23 protein-coding genes are annotated in these 22,101 nt (G+C 30.8%); 12 read left to right on the forward strand and 11 right to left on the reverse strand.

All coding sequences use genetic code 11. From position 1 onward, the window contains the following. Positions 1 to 117: 117 nt before the first annotated feature. The gene (locus Ccar_RS24070) at positions 118 to 579 is read right to left on the reverse strand and encodes a DUF5661 family protein (RefSeq protein WP_007060959.1); all 462 of its coding nucleotides are present in this window, start codon (positions 577 to 579) and stop codon (positions 118 to 120) included. 624 nt (positions 580 to 1,203) lie between these two features. Beyond that, positions 1,204 to 1,893, reverse strand: coding sequence for an ArsR/SmtB family transcription factor (locus Ccar_RS24075; RefSeq protein WP_237737371.1), 690 nt, complete (start codon positions 1,891 to 1,893; stop codon positions 1,204 to 1,206). Positions 1,894 to 2,105: 212 nt separating this feature from the next. Between Ccar_RS24075 and Ccar_RS24080 the strand changes: the two genes are divergently transcribed. Beyond that, positions 2,106 to 2,936, forward strand: a complete 831-nt coding sequence (locus tag Ccar_RS24080) for a 4Fe-4S binding protein (protein WP_007060957.1) — start codon at positions 2,106 to 2,108, stop codon at positions 2,934 to 2,936. A 231-nt stretch (positions 2,937 to 3,167) separates the two neighbouring features. Here Ccar_RS24080 and Ccar_RS26930 read toward each other — a convergent pair whose 3' ends face one another. Both Ccar_RS26930 and Ccar_RS24085 read right to left on the reverse strand, forming a co-directional pair. Next, on the reverse strand, positions 3,168 to 3,308 hold the full coding sequence (locus Ccar_RS26930) for a hypothetical protein (RefSeq protein WP_007065075.1): 141 nt from the start codon (positions 3,306 to 3,308) through the stop codon (positions 3,168 to 3,170). 210 nt (positions 3,309 to 3,518) lie between these two features. Next, positions 3,519 to 3,668: a hypothetical protein gene (locus Ccar_RS24085; RefSeq protein ID WP_007060956.1), complete on the reverse strand. Its 150-nt coding sequence runs from the start codon at positions 3,666 to 3,668 to the stop codon at positions 3,519 to 3,521. Between the two features lie 142 nt (positions 3,669 to 3,810). On the opposite strand from Ccar_RS24085, the gene Ccar_RS26935 reads away from it, so the two are divergent. After that, on the forward strand, positions 3,811 to 3,984 hold the full coding sequence (locus Ccar_RS26935; protein ID WP_007065074.1) for a hypothetical protein: 174 nt from the start codon (positions 3,811 to 3,813) through the stop codon (positions 3,982 to 3,984). A gap of 254 nt (positions 3,985 to 4,238) precedes the next feature. Here Ccar_RS26935 and Ccar_RS24090 read toward each other — a convergent pair whose 3' ends face one another. Beyond that, on the reverse strand, positions 4,239 to 5,210 hold the full coding sequence (locus Ccar_RS24090; RefSeq protein ID WP_007060955.1) for a choloylglycine hydrolase family protein: 972 nt from the start codon (positions 5,208 to 5,210) through the stop codon (positions 4,239 to 4,241). Between the two features lie 298 nt (positions 5,211 to 5,508). Beyond that, positions 5,509 to 6,675, reverse strand: coding sequence for an SH3 domain-containing protein (locus Ccar_RS24095; RefSeq protein WP_007060954.1), 1,167 nt, complete (start codon positions 6,673 to 6,675; stop codon positions 5,509 to 5,511). Between the two features lie 467 nt (positions 6,676 to 7,142). On the opposite strand from Ccar_RS24095, the gene Ccar_RS24100 reads away from it, so the two are divergent. The 3 genes from Ccar_RS24100 to Ccar_RS24110 all read left to right on the forward strand — a co-directional run bounded on the left by Ccar_RS24100 (position 7,143) and on the right by Ccar_RS24110 (position 9,603). Continuing rightward, positions 7,143 to 7,700 carry a PadR family transcriptional regulator gene (locus tag Ccar_RS24100; RefSeq protein ID WP_007060953.1) on the forward strand — a complete coding sequence of 186 codons (558 nt, stop codon included), beginning with the start codon at positions 7,143 to 7,145 and terminating at the stop codon, positions 7,698 to 7,700. A 68-nt stretch (positions 7,701 to 7,768) separates the two neighbouring features. Continuing rightward, entirely contained in the window at positions 7,769 to 8,386 is a 618-nt protein-coding gene (locus tag Ccar_RS24105) for a VC0807 family protein (RefSeq protein WP_007060952.1), read from the forward strand. Positions 8,387 to 8,397: 11 nt separating this feature from the next. After that, positions 8,398 to 9,603, forward strand: a complete 1,206-nt coding sequence (locus Ccar_RS24110) for an alpha/beta hydrolase family protein (protein WP_007060951.1) — start codon at positions 8,398 to 8,400, stop codon at positions 9,601 to 9,603. Between the two features lie 179 nt (positions 9,604 to 9,782). Here Ccar_RS24110 and Ccar_RS24115 read toward each other — a convergent pair whose 3' ends face one another. Further along, positions 9,783 to 10,826, reverse strand: a complete 1,044-nt coding sequence (locus tag Ccar_RS24115; RefSeq protein ID WP_007060950.1) for a GlcG/HbpS family heme-binding protein — start codon at positions 10,824 to 10,826, stop codon at positions 9,783 to 9,785. Between the two features lie 482 nt (positions 10,827 to 11,308). On the opposite strand from Ccar_RS24115, the gene Ccar_RS27175 reads away from it, so the two are divergent. The 5 genes from Ccar_RS27175 (at position 11,309) to mutM (ending at position 14,979) form a co-directional block, all read left to right on the forward strand. Beyond that, complete coding sequence (locus Ccar_RS27175; protein ID WP_007060949.1) at positions 11,309 to 11,473, forward strand: hypothetical protein; 165 nt, start codon at positions 11,309 to 11,311, stop codon at positions 11,471 to 11,473. 1 nt (position 11,474) lies between these two features. After that, positions 11,475 to 12,047: an ATPase gene (locus Ccar_RS24120; RefSeq protein WP_007060948.1), complete on the forward strand. Its 573-nt coding sequence runs from the start codon at positions 11,475 to 11,477 to the stop codon at positions 12,045 to 12,047. Between the two features lie 256 nt (positions 12,048 to 12,303). Continuing rightward, the gene (locus tag Ccar_RS24125; RefSeq protein ID WP_007060947.1) at positions 12,304 to 13,029 is read left to right on the forward strand and encodes a CPBP family intramembrane glutamic endopeptidase; all 726 of its coding nucleotides are present in this window, start codon (positions 12,304 to 12,306) and stop codon (positions 13,027 to 13,029) included. A gap of 116 nt (positions 13,030 to 13,145) precedes the next feature. Continuing rightward, positions 13,146 to 14,120 (forward strand): DUF1848 domain-containing protein, encoded by a 975-nt coding sequence (locus tag Ccar_RS24130; protein WP_007060946.1) that lies wholly within the window; start codon positions 13,146 to 13,148, stop codon positions 14,118 to 14,120. A 25-nt stretch (positions 14,121 to 14,145) separates the two neighbouring features. Then, complete coding sequence (gene mutM / locus Ccar_RS24135; protein ID WP_007060945.1) at positions 14,146 to 14,979, forward strand: DNA-formamidopyrimidine glycosylase; 834 nt, start codon at positions 14,146 to 14,148, stop codon at positions 14,977 to 14,979. Between the two features lie 134 nt (positions 14,980 to 15,113). On the opposite strand, the gene Ccar_RS24140 is transcribed toward mutM, so the two are convergent. From Ccar_RS24140 to Ccar_RS24155, 4 genes are all read right to left on the reverse strand, one after another. After that, positions 15,114 to 15,662, reverse strand: coding sequence for a VanZ family protein (locus Ccar_RS24140; RefSeq protein ID WP_007060944.1), 549 nt, complete (start codon positions 15,660 to 15,662; stop codon positions 15,114 to 15,116). Between the two features lie 499 nt (positions 15,663 to 16,161). After that, positions 16,162 to 18,000 carry a cell wall-binding repeat-containing protein gene (locus Ccar_RS26190; RefSeq protein ID WP_007065073.1) on the reverse strand — a complete coding sequence of 613 codons (1,839 nt, stop codon included), beginning with the start codon at positions 17,998 to 18,000 and terminating at the stop codon, positions 16,162 to 16,164. A 326-nt stretch (positions 18,001 to 18,326) separates the two neighbouring features. Continuing rightward, positions 18,327 to 19,094: an EFR1 family ferrodoxin gene (locus Ccar_RS24150; protein WP_007060941.1), complete on the reverse strand. Its 768-nt coding sequence runs from the start codon at positions 19,092 to 19,094 to the stop codon at positions 18,327 to 18,329. 109 nt (positions 19,095 to 19,203) lie between these two features. Further along, positions 19,204 to 19,491, reverse strand: a complete 288-nt coding sequence (locus Ccar_RS24155; RefSeq protein ID WP_007060940.1) for an ArsR/SmtB family transcription factor — start codon at positions 19,489 to 19,491, stop codon at positions 19,204 to 19,206. A gap of 498 nt (positions 19,492 to 19,989) precedes the next feature. Here Ccar_RS24155 and Ccar_RS24160 point away from each other — a divergent pair, with 498 nt between their 5' ends. Then, positions 19,990 to 20,733 carry a LytR/AlgR family response regulator transcription factor gene (locus Ccar_RS24160; protein WP_237737370.1) on the forward strand — a complete coding sequence of 248 codons (744 nt, stop codon included), beginning with the start codon at positions 19,990 to 19,992 and terminating at the stop codon, positions 20,731 to 20,733. Continuing rightward, entirely contained in the window at positions 20,718 to 22,016 is a 1,299-nt protein-coding gene (locus tag Ccar_RS24165; RefSeq protein WP_007060938.1) for a GHKL domain-containing protein, read from the forward strand. Before Ccar_RS24160 ends, Ccar_RS24165 begins: the two co-directional genes overlap by 16 nt. Positions 22,017 to 22,101 lie beyond the last annotated feature (85 nt).

The following is a 22,101-nucleotide window of genomic DNA, read 5'->3' on the forward strand; positions in this document are numbered from 1 at the left end:
ACTTCCAGTTTTTGTAACGACCCCAAGGGTGGTTGCGAAACCTGAAAGGTTGAGCTTGCTAATACTTTAAGCACTCCGACTTTAGGCAGCCTTGCCAGTTTACTTTCAATAAATACTCTATCGAGTTGACCAATACGCCTTAGCTTGTTCTTCTAATGCTTTCAATCTTGTATAATAATCAGGAAACTCACTAAGATGAGCTAATGCAATTTTTCCAGTAGTAATAGGCTCATCTGCAGTGACATTTGTTTGATTATATTTTTTTCCATGTTCTAGTTCAGTGTTTACCCCCAACCAGAATTGGTTTAAATCAAATTTACTTTTTGAAAAATTAATACCAAGAAGTAAAGCAATAGCTGCAGCTTCTTCTTTAGAAAATTCATTTTTATAATCTGTCTGGTTAATTGTTTCTCTATTATTAGATTGAATGATATTTGAATTCTTGTTTAGTGTATAGTTATACTTGGTTGCTTCCTTCATAAGCCTTAGTGCTTTATTAAAAGCTCGCTCGGTAAAATCCATGTTATAGTATGAGCAATTCCTACATGTTGTCATATAAGGGTTAGCATACTTGTACAAATACATCACTCCAATAAAAGTATTCAGTACTAATATATGCTAGGGTACTATCAATGAGCATGTCCACAATAAGGATAAAAAATTTAAGAATTTAGCAACAGAAACTGGAAGTGAAACGAGCAATCTTTATTGATAATATTAAATATAAAAAACAACAATTAAGAATTATTAGTTCCTAATTGTTGATAAAAAAGCAGTTTAGTGACAAAGCTTTAAATTACAAATATAAAGTATTCCTATATTACTATTAAAAAGTACTCATAATAAAAATACAAAGGTGTAATAAAAATATTGTCCAACAATATGCTCATTTTGGAATTATTATACCATATAAGTAGTAATTTGTAAATACTAGTTAGTTTTAGGAAGTGAAAAGATGAACAATGATAGCAAACAAAAAACTTCCAGTTTTTGTAACGAACCCAGAGGTGGTTGCGAAACCTTAAAGGTTGAGCTTGCTAAAAATTTCCCCAATATCATTGTGTAAGTTAATCATATATATTATTCCTTAATTTTTTGCTTCGCCTTTGTAAACAACTGTGATTTAATTTACATCAAATATATAAGATGTAATATAACATATAAATACAGAACTTAATAATAGGATTTGATATAAGTTAATTTTTACCTTATATCAAAATTCTTATATAAATTTACTTTGCCTACCTCAGTAATCTCTAATTCTCTATTTATTTGAGATTTTTTAATCCAACATAATTCAATTAATCCATTAGCAATGATATATCCTAGCTTACCAGCTACATGATAGTCTTTTTCACTCCAATCATAACATTTAGTACCACTTAGCCCTTTTATATCTTTTATTCTGCTTTTTATAATTTCTAGTTCAATAAATTTTTCATACCCTAATTCAGTAATATAGAATATATCTTTTTCTAATTCAATATAGTTAAATTTTAAAAGAGCTTCCGTAAGCTTTATTCCTAATTTTCCAGAAATATGGTCATAGCAAAGTCTTGCGTTTCTTAAAGCTTCTGAATGTATAGACTGGCTTAATGAAGTTATTTTAGGTGATTTTGAAAGCTTCATAAGCAATTGAAGTAACGTTACAATATCCTCATTAGCTAATTTAAAATATCTATAGCGACCATATACATACTTTTCAATTATTCCAGCATTAACCATTTTGGATAAATGAAAGGTTGCTGTTTGTGGTTTTATACTAGCTGCTTTAGCTAATTCTCCTGCTGTGCGTTGTCCTCCAAGCAGACTCATAAGCATTATACATCTAGAAGAATCTGCTATTAATGATGCTATATCATCTATCATAGGGTCTGGTTTCAATATGATCACCTCAAATTTATATAAATTAAATACATTACTTCCACATATATCGAAATAATTTCGTTATATAATAATATCATAAATTTATTTAAAATTATAGTTTGGGAGCATTTTTGTATAAAATTTGAAAGTAGTAGATGAATAATCTCCCTCATTAGAATTTGAATGAATATATATTAGGAGTATATTAAAGAAATTTAAAGATTATAGGGAGGAATAAAATGAACAAAGAGTACTTAATAAAAATAGCATCAGACTTTGTTGAAAACTCAAAAGACAATTATATAGCAGATGAAATTGCCATTTCTGAAAATGTTGCGGGAATGAAGATTTTTGAAGCACCAATTTTTGCATTTGGTGCTTCAGATGATGAATATTTTACATTATTAAAAAAACCTTCTGCAGTTGGGGAACATTTCTTGCTTCCTAAAGAGTGGTTACCACAGTCAAAGACTGTTATTTCCTTTTTTTTGCCCTTTAGTGAAACCGTTAAAAAGGGAAATAGACGGGAAAAATCATGGCCTTCTGAAGAATGGTTGCATGGACGTATTGAGGGCCAATCTTTTATAAATAAGTTATGTATGTATCTGAAATCAGAATTAATGAATGCTGGATATAATACTGTAGTGCCTGCTCTAAATGAAAGGTTTTGGGCTAAGGAGTATTCACCAGAACCAGAAGTATCATTTACAAGCAATTGGTCCGAAAGACACGCAGCTTTTGTATGTGGACTTGGAACATTTGGACTTTCTAAAGGTCTTATAACCTCAAAAGGTATGGCTGGAAGATTTGGGAGTATCATCACAGAATTATATTTGCCGCCTCAGAAGAGAGGGTATGAAAATGTCTATGAATATTGTTCAATGTGTGGTGCATGTGCAAAAAAATGTCCAGTCAATGCAATATCTATAGAAAATGGTAAAGATCACATGATATGCTCTAAGTTTTTGAATAAAACAGCTGAAAAATATAAGCCTAGATATGGTTGTGGGAAATGTCAGATAGGTGTACCTTGTGAGAGTAGGATACCTAAGCAACACACCATAATTTAATATCGTATTATTTAATTTTCAACGAGCATCCATATATTTAGATTTATAGACTAATGTATATAAATTTCAACATATATATCTAGATTAGCTGCATATGTTTTTGTATTGTGAAGATAAAAAAACATAGCTAATTTCTCTTGAACAATAGATTAGGCTTATTTTTCATATATAAACAGAGGACTTATGGTACTGTACCATAAGCCTCTGTTTATATATCAATTGAATTAAAGTCTATTTCAAGATTGTCATAAATGCTAACTTTAATTTTGTTTTGAGTTGAACTTCATCATTACTTCTCAAACCAACTATTGTTGTTATGTTATTATCTAATAATAGATCTATATCATCATCTGATACTTGAATTGAATTCAATAGAAGAACTTATCCAGGCGCGTAGCAGTGCTTATCAACCACTTGAAGAAGATGGAGGTATTAGCAATGGTAGCGATAGGGTAAAATATATAAATATTAGCAAAACGAATTGTAACAATTTGTTAACGACCCCTGGGGGTCGTTGTGCAGATGTTTTATTTTATGATTAACCTATTATAGATTACCTGAATTATACTGTTTTTTGCTCAATTATTCTAACACTTCAGAAGAAATATCCGGAATTTTCATTCTTTCTTCAAACCCATCCATTGGAACACCATCATAACTATATAGCTTTTTTAAAAGTTGCCATAGTGTTTCCAATTCTTCTTTCTTAAAATCTTTAAATATATCAACCATAAAATTTTTCTTAGCATCCTTTCCATTTTTTGAAAGAGAACGGATATTTACTATTGCTGAAAAGGATCCTGAAACTCTTGATAATAAGCTGTATGATGCTGTAAAAAAAAGCTCTGAATTTCGATGGAAAATATCTCAAGGCATGTATGTATTCGGATGCAGCACTCCAGCCGAATTTGTCATAGCTGCAGAAAAATATGTAATGAAAGGCATTGCAGAAAAGATTATATGCTCTTTACAGGCAAAGAAGGTGCAGGTGCACACTGTCAGTGTGGTGCAAAACTTATTGGCAACGAGAGAATTTTCAGCTGGATAGAAGATATTCTTTCAGGAAAGTAATTAGCATTTAGAGGAATTTATGACATCAGATCATTATTTATATACAGATATTGGAAATAAGAACGGCAATCTTTATTGCTAAAAATATAGAAAGAGGTTCTGCAAGGATACACTTCTTGGAGAATCTCTTTCTATAGGGAGGCGAGCTAAATGCAATTAAAGGATTTTACTGTTGAGGAAATTGTATAAATATGTTATTATGCTTTTTTAAAGTAGAGTTTATACAACTAATTACACAGGAAATACAATGCTTCCAAGAAAGATTGGCTGCGTACTCTGCATATAATAATCCCAGAGACTTGCCCTTATGATTTGATCATTCTCATAAGTTTTAAAATAATATTCACATGTATTAGTGTTTATAAAAGCAATATATTTCGTATAATCAGCGGTTCCTTTAGCAGTTAAAACAATACCCTTAGGAATAAAAACGCTGTTCATAATATGAAAGCATGTCATAAGTGCTTCGGACCGGTTTTTCGGAACTGTTACATGTGTTTTTAGAAATGCTGTGCGAACGAAACGCTCAGGAGATGTGAACCCTCCTGGTAGATGTATGGTTCCTGCACCCTGACCAAAAGGGGTTAAGGATACATTTTCCCAATAAACTTTCTTTTGTTGATTAATTGATACATTCATATAATTTCTTAGATTGGTCATATGCCAGTTAAAATCAGGACTATTCGTCATGACACCTATGGGATTATCAATTATTTCAAGACCTGTCTTAGTTTGTTCAATAACAACACATTTGCCACTTTTATCAGTAGCAATCCAATGTAAAGGAGCAGCTGTTTTGGTAACTGGATCTTGTATACCTACGATACGGATATTTTCTAATAAAGACTTTAAATCATCCACGGAAGCACAACGTCCTAAAATATAATGTAGAAAATCTAGTGAAGCAATCTGCTCTTTATCTTTTATGGGTAAATCATAATAAGCATAACCTGCAAAGTATAAGACTGCAGCAGCAAATCCTCGTTCATTTACACCATCGAAAAAACCTAACATGCCATCGGTTTCTTGACCGATACAGATAAAGCTATAGTTATCAATGTATTTTTTCATTGTTATAAGGCTATGCCATTTGTAATTTTTGGGTATTACATAAACTCCAGGTTCAATAGGACGGGAAAAGTCCATAGTTCTTCCAAAAAAATTCTCACCTTGCATAGATTGTAATGTGATAGCGGTACACATACCATAACCTCCAATGTTATAAATGTCATAATTATAATGTATGCTTCCATAGTAAATACGGTGCAGTTTCCTCAATAGAGGTATAATCTCCACCTTGTCCAGCAGTATTTACTAGCACATCTAGCAGCCAGAAAATGACTTTTTATCGTCAACTATTTTCTGGTACTACCCCATGGGGCGTTACATAAACTAGAAGTTTATGTTTGCTAATATCTACTATATAGAAGTAATATGTAGAAGTTTATTGCTAAGAGAAATTATAAAAATGGTTTAGTCAAAATGACTAAACCATTTTATTTTAGTATATATAGCTTAAATAGCTTCTAGAAGCATAACCTTGAACTCCATTTATGCTTATTTTAATCCAATTTCCATCCTTTGAATAATCAAGTACCTCTGCATATTGATTTTGACCTAATATTCCAACTATTGATGCACTTGTTGAAGGATTACTTCTTATATTTAACTGATAAACATTTTTAATAGCAACATATTTACCACTTGGTATTGAAGTTAATAAATCTCCCCATACCCAGCCAGATTGTCCATTATATTTTACTAGATACCAACCATTAGAATAGTTATTTAAATATAGAACAGTTCCTTTTGGTATAGTACCAAGTAAAGCTGCACCATCTGAAGGATTTGCATTAAAATAAGCTGAATTAGTAACCTTTGTTACTTGAGCAAACATACCAGTAGTAACAGAAGGTTGTGTAGGCGTTGTAGATGGTACTGCAATATTATCTACAATATTAACGTATCTTCCAGGAACATATCCATTATTAATATCGTCTAATGTTACAAAGTATCTTTTAGTACCTTGAATTCCACCAAAGACTTGGTCCCATGTTGATTCAAAGGTGTAGGCACCATTAACACCATTTAGTGTACCCCACTTGTCAAATATAAGAACATGATCACCAGGTCTATCTAAAATATCCATATGCTTAATATCACTTAAGTTTATCTTAGTAAAGTATTTATCAAACATAGTTCTAGTTGAAAGTTTTCCATCATGTATATCAAAGACAGCTTGTACAAATCCTGAACAATCAATACCTGCAGTAGTAGGAACATAGCTATTTCCTGCTGTAGTATTAACATTTCCAGCAAAAGCACCTTGATTAATAGCGTCTAAAAAGTTGTTCCATGGAGTCCCAAGTGAATTTGAATTTAAACCGTCTTGTCCGCCCCAATCATAGGGGATACCACTAACCTGAGCTGTAGTAAGATTAGCAAATTGATTAGGCTGAGTAACACTACTTGTATAAGCTGAACCTATATTTCCGTTCTTATCTTTTGAATAGGTCCATGTTAAATTGATCATATTTAAAGCTCTTTGCTCAGCTTGACTTGTTGTAATTGGCGTCTGAACAGTATCAGCACTTACATTTAAAACAGGTGTAACAACAGCAGTTATTCCAAATAGAATACCAAATAATGCAGTACTAAATTTTTTCATATTTAATTTCTCCTTTTATATTTAATAATATTTTATATGTGATTATGAGAAAATTACTTGCTTTCTGCAGAGATTGAAAACACTTAGATATTATTAAAATTAATTTAATAGACATCATCCTATTAGCTGTATTTGTAAAACTAAAGTTAAGATGACTTCGAGTTGATATAAAGATTAATTAGCGACTTTGTAAGGATTATTATAAGGGGCAAAAGATACTCTATCAATAATCAATTTGTGGTAATACATATAAAAATAACAAGGTGAGTTTTTGGGTTCGCCTAGTACCCCCAAAAGTTAGCCTTTCTATAAAATATAAGCAAATTCCATCTGAGTCTAAGAATCACTCGATGTTAGTGATTTCTATGGATTCCTATATAAACTAAAAAAGTGTTGACATTATATATCAGTTTGATATATAATCAAATCATAACATATCAGAATGATATATAAGGAAGTGAATTAAATTGGCAAAAGTAAATAAAACAAAATATGCTCTTTTAGGAGTTCTTAGTTTTGAGGCTGGTTCAGGATATGATATTAAAAAATTTTGTGATTCATCTATAGGACATTTTTGGAATGAAAATTATGGACATATATATCCTATGCTTAAGAAGATGGAAGAAGAAGAACTAATAACAAAGGAAGTTGAGCAAACAGAAGGAAGACCAGCAAAGAATGTATATTCAATTACGGAAAAAGGAAAAAAAGAATTAAATGAATGGCTATTGCTCCCTGTAGAGCAAGAACCTATTAGATCTGAATTCTTACTTAAAATGTTTTGCTCAAAAGATTTACCTATGGAAAATGTAATTGAAAAACTTGAAAAGCTAAAAAAAGATTGTGAGAATGAGCTTGAAGAATATGTAAGAATTAAAAATATGTTAATGAATTCAAAGGAAATGGGCAAAAAAATATTAGCTTTGGTAATTAGTACTGTTACATTCGGAATATATAATACAGAATCCAAAATAAAATGGTGTGAAGATACAATAGAAAATTTAAAGAAAATAGAAGCTTTATAAAAATTTTATTAGTCCCGAAATTTATGCTAAAAATGCAAATATGAGTTGGTAGTAGAGGAGAACAAAACATGGAAAATAAGTCTTTAAGTAAGCCTTCAGTATTAAAGAATATACTTAATAGGGATTTTGTTATAAGTGCAATCATTCCAATTATAATATTTTCAGTCTTTGACAAACTTAACATGACAGTTAATGGAATAATAATTTCAGGTATGTGGAGCATAGGCGTAGTTATAGCTAATTATATTAAAGAACATGAGCTTAATGTGCTTGCAGCAATGTCAGGAGTTTTTTCTGCTATTGCATTAGTAGCAACCATTATTTCCAAAAATCCTACCTTTTATTTAATATCACCTATAATTCAGGATATTTTAATTGCCTTAATTATGTTTTGGTCATTATCTTGGAAAAGATCTTTTATTCAAATAATAGTGGAGCAAAGCTATTTAAAGAATGCTTCTGAAGAAATTAAGAAGAAACCTCATTATAAAGACACATTTAGAATCCTTACTATTTGCTGGATTGCTTTAAATATAAGCCAAGCAGCTTTGAGAACTGTACTTTTACACACAGTATCTATGAGTTCGTATTATGCCATAAGTACTCTTTATGTAAATATATCTAGTCCATTACTTATAATATTTTGTATTACATTTCCAAGATGGTACTGGAAAAATAGAAATTAGGGGGAACAGTCATGAAAGAATTTTTTAAAGACAGTCAATTTTCATTTCAAACCTTAAGACTTTTAGGAGAAACTGCCTGGGGAGCAGCTGACATAGGAGAAGTGTTAGAGACCATAGAAAGAATAAAGGATGGGGACCTTGAAAGCTGGTGCATAGAGTGGACAAAGACCGCAGAAAGAATGGATAAGTTTGCACAAGAGTGTTATTTAGATGGAAATTTAATTAGTGCAGCAGAAGGATATTTACGTGCATCTAATTACTATAGAACAGCAGAATTTTATTTGCATGAAAATTTAGAGGACAAGAGAATTCTAGAACTTTATGATAAGAGTCTAGAATGTTTCTCTTTTGTTATGAAGTTAAATAATCCTGTTATTGAAGGTATAAGAATACCCTATGAAGGAACTAGTATTCCAGCACATTTTTATAAAGTAGATGGAAACGTACCTAGACCAACAATAATTGCTATTACTGGATTTGATGGTACAAAGGAAGAAATGTATGGCTTAGGTATGGCTGCAGTAAAAAGAGGAATAAACTGTATTGCAATTGAAGGACCTGGACAAGGAGAAGTAGTACGTAAGCAAAATCTTTTTTTTAGACCAGATTATGAAAAAGTTATAACACCAGTTGTAGATTACCTTATTTCAAGAAAAGAAGTAGATTCAAAAAATATTATACTTTTAGGTGAAAGCTTTGGAGGGTATTTAGTAGAAAGAGCAGCAGCTTTTGAACACAGAATAGCTGCATGCATTGCGAATACTGGAGTTTTTGATTTTACAGCTTCAAAAACATCACCTGATTTACCAAAAGAAGAATTAATTAAAGAAATTACTAAAAATATAGATGAAGTTAACATGGAACTTAGAAAAAGCATGGAAATTAGTAATGAAATGAGATGGGCGTTTAGCCATGGAATGTATGTTTTTGGTGTGAAGACTCCTGCTGAATGGCTACTAAAAGCACAGGAATATTGTATAGATGGAGTATATGATAAAATTAAATGTCCTACTTTAATTATAGATTGTGAAAATGAGGATTTACTTAAAGGACAGCCAAAAAAAATCTATGATTTACTCACATGTCCAAAAGAGTTTATGATGTTTAAGGCAGAAGAAGGTGCAGGTGCACACTGTGAGGTTGGAGGAAAATTAATATCCAATCAACGTATTTTCAATTGGATTCAAAAGATTATAATAGCAAACACAAATTCCTAGTTTCTGTAACGACCCTAGGGGTGGTTGCGAAACCTGAAAGGTTGAGGTTGCTACTATATAAACACCCAAATCAGAAACTTGGCTTATACTAGGGATTGATATAACCATATCAATCCCGGGTATAAGTCAAGTTTTCAGTTGTGGGTACTTATAAGTGAAACAGCCTCATGATTTTTACTCTATTTCTTTAATTCTGCATTGTATACATCCATAGCAGCTTGAGCTACTGCCATATCTTGATCAACAGAACCACCACTTACACCAACACCACCTATAATTTTTCCGTTGTATGGAAGTGGATAGCCGCCTCCGAAAGTAATTGTTTTAGAAACACTTTGAATACCAAATAGAGGTGCTCCTGGTTGAGAAAGCTTTGCAACTTCATCTGTTGGAAGCTTAATAGCAGCTGCTGTATATGCCTTGTTCAATGAAATTTCTTTACTTATAAGTAAAGCTTCTTCCATTCTTTGTTCTAAAATTAGGTTACCACCTTTATCTACTGCAGAGAACCACATTGGAACGCCTATTTCTACAGCCTTTTTCTCAGATGCTATAGCCATTTTTCTTGCTAATTCAAGATTAATTCCATAATCATTTATTGAAGTACCAGTTATATTTTTTGCAGCATCTGATTGTGTTACTACAGCGCCACTTTTTAAACCTTCAGCAATTTCTTTATATTTGTTTAAACCAGCTTCAGCTACCTGCATATCCTGTTCAACAGAACCTCCGCTTACGCCAATTGAACCAATAGTTTCACCATTTAGTAATAGAGGGAAGCCTCCACCAAAAATAATTACTTTGCTATTATTCTGTATACCATATAATGATCCACCTGGTTGAGCGAGAGCTGTGAGTTTGCTAGTTGGCATTTTTAACGCAACAGCAGTGTATGCTTTGCTTTGTGATATATTTTCGCTAGCTAAGATTGCTCCTGCCATTCTATTAACAGAAAGCAAATTAGCATCAGCATCGTCAATGGTGATATACATAGGAACCTTTATTTCCTTTGCTTTTTTCTCAGCTGCGGCAGTAATTTCTTTTGCAATGGCTAGATTTACAATAGATCTTCCTACTTTAACGTTGGTGTTTTTTGCTTCAATTACTGGAGGTTCTGCAGCAGTTTTGTTTTCCTTCTTTTCAGAACCTTGGCAACCAGAAAAAGCTAATACGGATACAATTGATAACGCTAGTGTTACAAATAATTTTTTAGTTCTTATCATTAATAAAACCCCTTCCATATTATATGTAATTTATTTATTTGACCTGTGTTTTAATTTTTCCTAAAAGTAGAGAATAATGTATTTTGTAATTTAGTTCTAAAGGGTGTTTATGAATTAGTAAAATAGAAGAAGCAAATTTAAGGAATTCCTAATCTTATATTTAATAATTTAATAAATAGAAATGAATACGTTTTCGAAAACTTGAGTTTATTTTATCCTATACTAGCATTACATGTCAATATAAATTTTTGTAATTTTCTGAAAATTACAATTCAACCATTAATATTAATTTATTTATTTAAATTCCTTATAATACACTACTTGGTTATTAATGAAACTAAATAATAGGTCATTATAGGTATATAGGCAATCAAGTTTGCGGTTTTTTTGTTTTAAGAAGTTATTTTTGAAACTGCTTAAATAGGATATAATATAAACAAGGAAAAAGTGAAATATTTTTATTGATTTGGAGGTATGTTAAAGTGGAAAATTATAATGAAAAATTATATGATATATTTTTGAATTATTCTTATAGTGATTTAATGGATTTATTTAGGAAAGCTAAAACTAAAGAAGAACAGGATTTTTATGTTATGCTTTCTAATTTAGTACTTAAAAGAGAAGCACAAAAGGTTATAGGTAAGTAACATGGCAACATATACAATATTTGCAGGAGTTAATGGAGCAGGTAAAACATCAATTTATAAGACAACTTATTATGAGCAAAACAAAGATGAAAAAAGAATAAACACTGATGAAATGGTAGCTAGAATAGGTTCTTGGAAAGATAGTAATTTACAAATGAAATGTGCTAGAGAAGCAGTTAAACTTATAAAAACGTATATTTCTGAAGAAATATCTTTTAACCAAGAAACTACATTAAGTGGCAAGAGCATTATTAATAATATAAAAATAGCCAAACAAAAAGGGTTTTTTATTACTACCAACTATATAGGCGTTGAAAATGCTGAAATTGCAAAGAAAAGGGTAGATCTAAGAGTAAGTAAAGGTGGACATGGAATACCACATAGAGATATAGAAAGAAGATATACTGAATCATTAGATAATTTATATAAGATTATTCCACTATGTGATGAGATTAATATTTATGATAATACTAATATATTTAAGTTAATTGTGTGGATAAGAAATGGTAGAGTAATTTGGAATGATGAAAAGTTACCAGATTGGATAAAAAGGATAATAGAATTAAAATTATAATAGAAATCTATCTGACTCATACATTATTATGTTAAATGGATTTATACATTCATTTATGCTAATTGGTATCTTAGTATTTATTTTGAGACTAACGCAAATAAAAAATAAATTGTTAAGTTGAATCCCTTATAAATCAAGCTTTTTAAATAAGCCCACTGATAGCTTTTTATCGGTGGGCTTGTTAATTTACTCTGGGAATGTGGGCCGATAGGTGCTACTATATTATGGTAATGAAAAATTTAAGGAGTAATGACGTATGAATGTAGATAAAGAAATCAGAAGCACAAGGAAACTTATATTTCTTCATTTGTTTCCTGGAATTGCGTTAAGCATTATGTATATATTTTTTTCGAAGGTTGGAATTTTAGCAGGGTATCCCAGGGTAGTTATATTAGGCTTTTCTATGATTTTCTCAACAATTCCTATAGAACTTGGATATCTATTTTATATAGCAAAGAAGGAAGAAGGAACTTTTAATATATTTAAAATACTAGGTTTAAAGGGTAAGTTGAAGGTTAAAGCATGTATACTTTACTCTCTTTCATTGATTATAGTAGGAGTGATACTTTTAATTGCCTTAAAGCCACTTTCAAATTACTTATTAAAAACTGTATTTAGTTGGATTCCAAGTTGGTATAATTTTGTCCAAGATATGAATCTGTTTAGCAAAAATTATATCATCATAGCAATTTTAGTAAGCTTCTTCATTATGACACTTATAGCACCAATTATTGAGGAGCTTTACTTCAGAGGATTTTTACTAGCTCGAATGAAGTGGATGGGAAAATATAGTGTTCTATTTAATGTAATATTATTTTCGGTTTACCATTTTTATACGCCTTGGCTTATTATTACAAAGATTGCTACAATGTTACCATTATACTATTTTGTATATAAAAAAGACTCTCTAAAATTAGGAATATTAGTGCATTGCTTAGCTCAATTTGCAGATGTGGTGTCATATATGACACTATTAATATAATAGAAATCAGGTTTCGCAGGCATTGCAGTGGCTAACCTGAAGAAAAGGTAAGTATTGCTGATACTTTTTTCATGTGTTATACTCGCTGTAGAAAAATGCGTGAAAGGAGGAACTTCATGATTATTAATACTGGAGGACGAACAGATATTGTACAATACTATACAAAATGGTTACTAAAGCGTTTTGAAGAAGGATACGTATATTCCCGCAATCCGTTGTTTCCAAGCAAAGTAACGAGATATGAATTGACACCGGATAAAGTGGACTGTGTAGTGTTCTGCTCCAAAAATTATAAGCCTATTCTTTCTTATATTAGGCATATAAATGATCGGTTCCATACGTATTTTTATTATACTATTACAGCTTATGGTAAGGATGTGGAACCTGGAGTTCCGTCAATTGAAGAGAGTATGGATACGTTAATTGAACTGTCACAGCTTGTGGGAAAACAAAAGGTCGCTTGGCGATATGATCCGATACTGCTCACAGAGAAATATACCATTCAAACCCATCTTGAAACCTTTGAAAACATGGCAAAGAGATTGTCTCCATATGTTGAACGGTGCATTTTCAGCTTTGTGGAGATGTATAAAAAGCTGGAATACAATATGCCGGAGCTGGTTTCGCTGACCGATAAAGATAAGCAACAACTGGCGAAGGGGTTAGGAAAAATTGCAGCAAAGTATGGTTTGTATATTCAGACATGTGGTACAAATGGAGATTTTCAGCAATATGGTATCCATCCATCTGGCTGTATGACACTGAAGATTTTGGGAGAGGCTAGCAGCATTGTATTCCGGGAATTGAAGCATAAAGGAATGCGTCAAGGATGCCATTGTATCGAAAGTCGGGACATTGGTGCTTATGATACCTGTATGAATGGCTGCAAATATTGCTATGCTAATAAACGTCCGGAAAAGGCTTTTGAAAATTTCCAATATCATGACCCGGAGTCACCTTTATTGCTGGGGTATTTGAAAGATACTGATATGGTGAAAAGCGGATTGCAGAAAAGTTTTTTGGTGAAAGATGTTGTGTGTGGACAGCTGGAATTCGAGATGGAGGAAAAGAATGAAACCGATTATCAATAAAATAGAATAAGGAGGGAACTAAAAAATGCCTGAATTGCCAGAGGTGGAAACGGTAAAACGTGTGCTTGAACCACAAATTAAGGGACAAAAGATAAAGTATGTTGATATTAGTAATAAGCAAGTTATAGCTTATCCAGATGCAGAGGCTTTCTGTGATAATGTAATAGGTCAAACCATTGTAGGTATTGGACGTAGAGGAAAATTTTTGAACATTTTGTTTGAAAGCGGTGACCGAATGGTTTTGCATTTGAGGATGACAGGGTGTTTACTTATCACTCCTTCTGAATATGAAAAAGCGAAGCATACCCATGTTGTATTCTCTCTCAAAAACGGAAATGAACTCCGGTATATTGATACTAGGAGGTTTGGCCGTTTTTGGTTTTTGAAAAAGGATGAGGAGGATACCTTTACTGGCATTAATAAACTGGGGCTGGAGCCATTTGACAAGAATCTGACCGGGGAATACCTTCATAACTGTTTGTTGAAGAAGAAAAAGCCTATCAAAGAATGTTTGCTTGAACAGAGTATGGTGGCTGGAATCGGGAATATCTATGGAGACGAAATCCTATTTGCAGCAGGCTTATGTCCTAGCCGTCCTGCAAATAGCCTTACATGTGAGGAATACGACAGACTTGCAAAACAGATATCAGTAACATTAGCATATTTCATTGAAAAGAATGCCATATCTCCAGAGGACTATCTTGCTGGAAAAGGTTTGAAGTATAGAAATACGCCATATCTTAAAGTCTATGGGCATGAAAAAGAGAAATGCCCAGTATGTAGACATGATTTAAAAAAAATTATGCTTGCAGGCAGAAGCAGTGTGTTTTGTCCAAATTGTCAGAGAGAAACGCCATAATGACAGTACTTGGTGATATGCAATTTTTTAAGGGAACTTGCTAAAAGTTCCTTTAATGCACATTTTAAGAATATTGTGCTTTAAATTTACTGTAGATTATACTTAATTACTACATTCTTTTGTGTATGGCATCTTCATAATCTCAATCTCACCATGAATAATAAATATAATAAAACAGGTAATCCTATTGCAGATATTATTGTGATTACAACACGTACTTTTTTCTCACCTTTTAATAGCAACAATAAAAACTTATACCCTAAAATACCAACTAATCCACCTAAACAATTCAAAATTATGTCATCAATGTCCGCTGTTCCTAAAGCCAAAAGCCCCTGAATGACTTCAACAAATAAACTCACTATGAATATAAACAACAGATTGGGGATTATTCTTTTATCTTTTTTGAATAATGTCAAATATATACCAAGTGGAATAAAAATAATGATATTGCCAACCAGGTTACTAAAAGCAAATCTTCTTAAATTTATAGTGCTTCCAGATATATATTCCGATATACTATGAAAAGGAATGAGATTGATTGACCTATGTAAAGTCCTTTGACTATTAAACACCTCAAAAAGCGGAACTCTTGATAATAACAATAATTTAATTAAAAAAAGTATGTAAAAAATGAAAACTCCATATAAAAAGACCGTTCCAATTCTCTCTTGCTTATTCATCAAAATACCTCCATTTCACATTTCGATCACTGCTTATTATTTGATGTTAAGTTTGTAAATAATCGGTAGTCCATCTTTCTTTACAATTGTTCATTTATTTGATTATACAATATATAAGTAAATAATTTTAAATTTTTTCCATCCAATAATAGAAAATATCTATTTAGAGCAAAGGGAGGATTTAAATTATATTGCGCAAACCATAGATGCTTGTCTAAAAGATAGTTTTTCTAGAGAGCATCTAATATTTAAGTGGGTAACAGAAAAAAGAACAGAGGACAATAAAATAACTATTCATAATGAGCAAATAAAAATTATAAGAAAAACCTGTTTTATTTGGCGAGAAGAAGAAATATTTAGTAAGTCAACAAAAGAAATATTAGATGAGATATTTAGCTAATAACCTACAATTTTAGCAATAAAAACTGTTCCAGTTTTTGTAAGGGGGCTGACCCCTTACAAAGATTGGAAGTGAAGCGAGCAATCTTAATTGAAATTATTAATTGGATAATTTTTGATTATCAGTACCATCTATTCTTATTTTATATGGATACAAATATTCATGAGCATGTACAAGATAATATATCCATCCATTAGAAATTTTTAGATATCTTCCTTCAAATTGTGTTATTTCTGTATCTCCACTTCCGTCAATTTTAACTCTACGTAAAAAATTGCTGTCTTTGGTAATATAATAAATCCAATCATTAAATATATCAAATGCATTATAAGTAGTGTCTGCTATTTTAGTTTTCAAAGTTCCATCCATGTTCATTTTATTCAAATGAAATGTATTATGGTCATCAGTTGAAGTAGTATAGTATATATGATTTTTATATACTTTCAAGTCTACTGCAAACTCTGGTTCGTCAGAAGATATTTGAACAATATCAGTTCCATCATCTTTCATTTTATATATTTTCACTCCATCATTATTTAATATGTAATAGAAATAATGGTCAACCACATCACAACTAATTACTGCTCCCTTCACTGGAATATTAGCCTTATTATTGCCATCACTGTCTATAGTAGTAAAACCACTATCTGAATAACAGTAAATTTTGTTATCTATTACTTTAAACCACTTACAATTTTCATCATTTAATTTTTTTTCACCTGTACCATCATTTTTTATCTTGTACAAATTAGTCTCGTAAGTAACATCATCTTCACTTGCCATAAAATAAATCCAATCTCCTACTACAGTAATTTGAGATGCCCATTTATCACTTAGCTGCTGTATTGAATTCCCATCTACCTTACATTTAGAAAGTTTAGTACTTTTATACTTATCAGAAGAATAATAAACCCATTCACCCTGTCTTACACTTAAAACGTCCTTGGGCAAACCAATAATTTCGTTAACATTTGGATAAATGACTTTATTAACTAATTTATCAGAAACAGCACCTTGCCCTCCCAATATTTTAATATTATTTTCTGAAGGTAATTTATCAAATGCAAATTTTTTTGTCGCCTCCCCTATATAATCGCTTATAAGTAAAACACAAGTAGAATTTTTAGCTGCCAAAGCTGAGCCTGCTAAAGCATCTGGAAAATTTTCTCCACTAGATAAATAAATAGTATTAAAATTCAAGTCGCTTGCAAATCTCTTTGCTACAGCAGTATTTGTGTCATATCTGCTGTCACCATATAATCTTTCAGCCTTTGGTAACTTACTTAAAGTTTCATCACTTACTACATCATTTCCACCAACTACATAACTGTTAGTTATATTTTTATCTTTTATATAATTGGCAGCACTATCTGGTAATTTCCCTCCTGATGTAAGTATTATAGGCATAGACTTTTGTGCTGCAATTGGAGCTATAGACATTGCATCCGGAAAATTTTCACCAGATGCAACAGCTATTTCTTTAACATTATTACCTAATTGCTCTGCAATCTTAACTGATGTTTCATATCTATCTTGTCCATATAATCTAGTAGTTTTAATGTCTGCTCCATTTAATGTGTCTTCTGCGTTTTTTGATATTACTCCTTTTCCACCTATAATAAATACTTGCTTTACATTTAATCTCTTTAATTCAGTTTTTACTCGGTTATCCAAACCTTTTCCTGGGTTAAGCAGTATGGGTGCATTATATTTTTTTGCAAGAGGAGCTGCACTTAAGGCATCCGGGAAGTTTTCTCCATTAGCTAAAATTGCATATTCTGATCCATCATTCCAACCGCTTTTAGATACTTCTATGGCGGTATCACATCTGTCCTTACCCCATATACGTTGAGGTTCACCATCTGCCATAACTTTTGTTGTTATAGAAAATATTATACCTACAGTAATTACTATACTCAGTGCTCTCTTTACAAACATATTTTTATCTCCAATACACATATTTTTACAGTTATATTATCCCAACTAATCATAAAACAGTCAATAGAAACAAAAACTGTTCCAGTTTTTGTAAGGGGCCTGACCCCTTACAAAGATTGGAAGTGAAACGAGCAATCTTTGTTGCTAATTTATTTCAGATGAGCCAGAAATAGTTGGAGCAATAGGAGCTGCGTTATTTGGACTTGAGGAGCTAGGATAAATGTATTGAAAAGAAAAGGCAAGTATAAAACTTGTCTTTTCTGAGCGGTTCATTAGTGGGGCACGCCCTTTATTATTTTCTAAGGAATTATTAATAAGTATGGAAGTTAGCTATTAGAATCTATAATTTCTTTTAGAGTTACATTTTCATTTTTAAATCGAGCATTTGGATTTTTCTCTCTCTTAAGTTTTATAGCCTTCTTGGGACAGAGATTTATACAGGCAAGGCAAAACTCACAAGTATCGCCATAAACAGGTTTACTATTTTTTAGGTCTTTGTCTATAGAAAGATTATCTCGAGGACATACTTTGATACAGGTTCCACAGCCATTGCATTTATCATTGATAGAGAAGTTTTTTACTGAATTAAAGCTTGAAATTACCTTTGCTAGATGATCAATTCCGTTGGACATAAAGGAGTCTAGTAATGTACCTTTATCAATATATTTTTTACTTTTAGAAACATCTATCAATAATCTATTTAAGTTTTCTTCTATATTTTTTGATTTTAATTTCTGTTGTTCAATATCAAATATTGGTAAGTAATTATCAATCATAAGCAAGCTGTTTGCGTAGTGTATGGTTACATTATTCTTTTTCGCATAATCTGCAAACCAACCAGCACCGTTCGCTACTTTATTACCATATGTCAAAATAGCAAAGATATAAGGACTTTTTAGGGTTACCTTCTCAATAAATTCGCGTACAATACCTGGCGCAGTGAATCCATAACAAGGGAATATTATACCTATTTTTTCATCTTCATAACTAAGCTTATTGCTTTTCAGAACTTTTGGTATGGAGTAAAGTTCACCTTCAAATCTTTTAGCAACATACAAACTATTTCCAGTAGCGGTAAAATAAAAAATTTTCATAATAACCTCCTTGGTGATTAATTAGATTAAAAGTTTTATATTTAAAGTTTTACACTTTGAAAACTATCGAATTGTTAAACGCAAATTTAATACCTATATTCCATATTTATTATAATTTAAAGAATTCGCTGAGTTCTTTAGCTAATTCTTCATTTACTCTGCAAATTAAAAACTTGCCTTTTTTTTCAGTAGTTATCAATCCAGCATTTGCTAATTCTTTAATATGGTGAGAAATAGTAGGAGCACCTATATTTAAAGATTGAATAATATCCATAATAAAGCATTCGCTATCATTAGAATAACTAGATTCATATGCCTTGGCTATTTTTGAATATAATTCTAATCTGTTTGGATTAGATAGTGCTTTAAATATTTTTGACATTTTTTGTGTATCCATAAACAATCTCCAATCTCATCATATTCAAATTTCGATAACTATCGAATTAAGGTTAACAGATAAATTAGTCTCTGTCAACATATAAGATGTTTAACTTCAATAAGTAATATGAAAATATATAAAAATAAGTGATATAATATTTTGTTAAAAAATGATTTTAATGACTTTTGTAGAATTATCAATTGAGGAATGTGGTTGTTATTGGAATATTATTTTATTATATTTACATAGTCGATTTTATATATAATATTTAGTTGATTTTAAAGGTCACGCTTCGCCTCCACCATACATAAACTATAATATTGATACAATAGAAAGTCCTTGAATTGAAGGGCTTTTAATGTTTTTTGCAGGAAATTTGATAGGAAATCTTAGAGCTTAGACTTGTAGTTTTTTTTATCAATAATGAATTAATAGGCATATTTATGGTAGAATATAGATTAATAAAAATAACGTATAGGTCTATAGGCTAGGCTTATGTTGTAAAAATGTGTAGAGGTGATTTTTTTGAATATAATTATATGCGAAGATAGGCAAGAAAATATAAAAGAAATTTCACGAATAACAAAATCCTTTTTTGAAGATAAAGGCTTGGAGTGCAACATTAAAGCATTTAAAAATTATGAAGAAACAATAAGTTATATTAAATCTCTAAATTCATATGAAGATTGTCTCTATATTTTGGATATAGATTTAAAACAAGATAAAAATGGATTGTTGCTAGGTAGAGAGATAAGAAATATTGATGAATATAAAGGAGAAATGATATATGTTACTGCTCATGTTCATCAAATGCAAAGCGTATTTAAATATAAGCTTAAAATACTGGATTTTATAGATAAAGGGTATAATATGGAAAATTCCCTTAAGGAAGCGCTTGATGTATATGCTAAGATTTATAAGGAAAAGATCCAAAGCAAATCTTTAATATTTAAAGTTGGTGGAAATGTATTTATGATAAAGCCTTCCGATATTATCTGTTTAGAAACTGATAAGAGTAAAAAGAAAATTATTATTTATACAGTTAAAGAACAAGTATGTATAAATTTGACTTTAAAAGAAATTCAAGAAAAGCTTTCAAATGAATTTATACAAATTCATAGAAGTATAATTGTAAACAAAGGCCATATCAAAAAAATTGAAAGCATTGATGACAATTTATATGTAGTTCTAACTGGTGATATAAGAGAGTGTGTCTCCAAGAGAAGAGAAAAGGAGATAAGGGAATGCATTACACAATAGCAACTACACTAGTACAGACTTATCTCATATATACCTTTTATGATAAAAAAATAAAGATTAATTTTAAGGGAATTTGCGCAGTAATATTAGTTATGGCTATTAAGCCTATTGTTATGGTATTTTTAAGAGATAACTTTTTATCCTTTATATTTGTATGGTTTTGTAATTATATTATAACCTATTTTTTTGTTGGTAAAAATTTCAAACAGAATTTAGAACTTTCCTTTTTTGTTGAACTAATTACTCTAATGGCTTACTACATGAGTGGAGGCATAGTGCTTATTCTAGGCTATACCATAAATATAAAAGATATATTCAACTTTAACATATTGTTTTATAACGTCAATTTTTACTTTATATTAATTTATCTAACTATCATGATAGCTTTCGGATTATTTAGAAGATATATTCCTTTAAGTTTTTCTGAAGAGGATGTAAAGAACAGAAACTTTAACGGCATATATATAATCATGGCTATTAATATACTGATAAAAATAATAAATGACTTAAATGTGAACTATGGAATTAAATTAATCTCCTTTGTTTCCATAAACTTCTTTATTATAATTTTTTATATTATAAATGATGAATTAAACATTAAAAAAGTAAAAGATGAATTGGAATTGAATGAAAAGGAGAAGAGAATTAAAGAACTAACTCTCTACATAGGAACTATAGAAAAATTAGTGGAAAAGTATAGGGAATTTAAGCATGATTATAAAAACATAGTGTTAGGTATTGGAGCAGAGGGCTTAAATGAGAATAATTTATTAGACAGACTAAATAGAGAAGTTGTAGGAGATAAGAGCTATGATGCATTTTTAAATTTAAAGGATGTAAATTATATTCCTCTAAAGTCTATGCTCTCATACTATATTATGTTAAGTATTAAAAAAGACATAGATGTAAGCTTAATAGTTATAGGCGAGGTAAAAGAATCCCATATATCTGAACTGGAATTTTCTAGGATTATAGGAATTATACTAGAAAATGCTTTAGAGGAAGCTTCGGCAAATGATGACAAGAGAGTTGAGATTTATGTAGAGGTAATTAATTATGACTTAAATATCACAGTGGCAAATACTTTTAAGGGTGGAAAAGTAAACTTAATTGAAATTTATGAGAGAGGATATTCTAGTAAGGGAGAGGATAGAGGATTAGGCCTTTATATACTCAAGGGGATAGTTGATAAAAATCCTAATATGACCTTAAATACATTTATAAGGGAAGGAATGTTTGTTCAAGATTTATGCATTTTCTCTCCTAAGAAAAAGGTTAAATAAAAACAAAATAACATATAATTGAATAAGCTTGGGGTTAAATGATTAAATGACATTTAACCCCAAGCTTATTTTAGTTGAACAAATC

The organism is Clostridium carboxidivorans P7 (genome assembly GCF_001038625.1).
Lineage (GTDB): Bacteria > Bacillota > Clostridia > Clostridiales > Clostridiaceae > Clostridium_AM > Clostridium_AM carboxidivorans.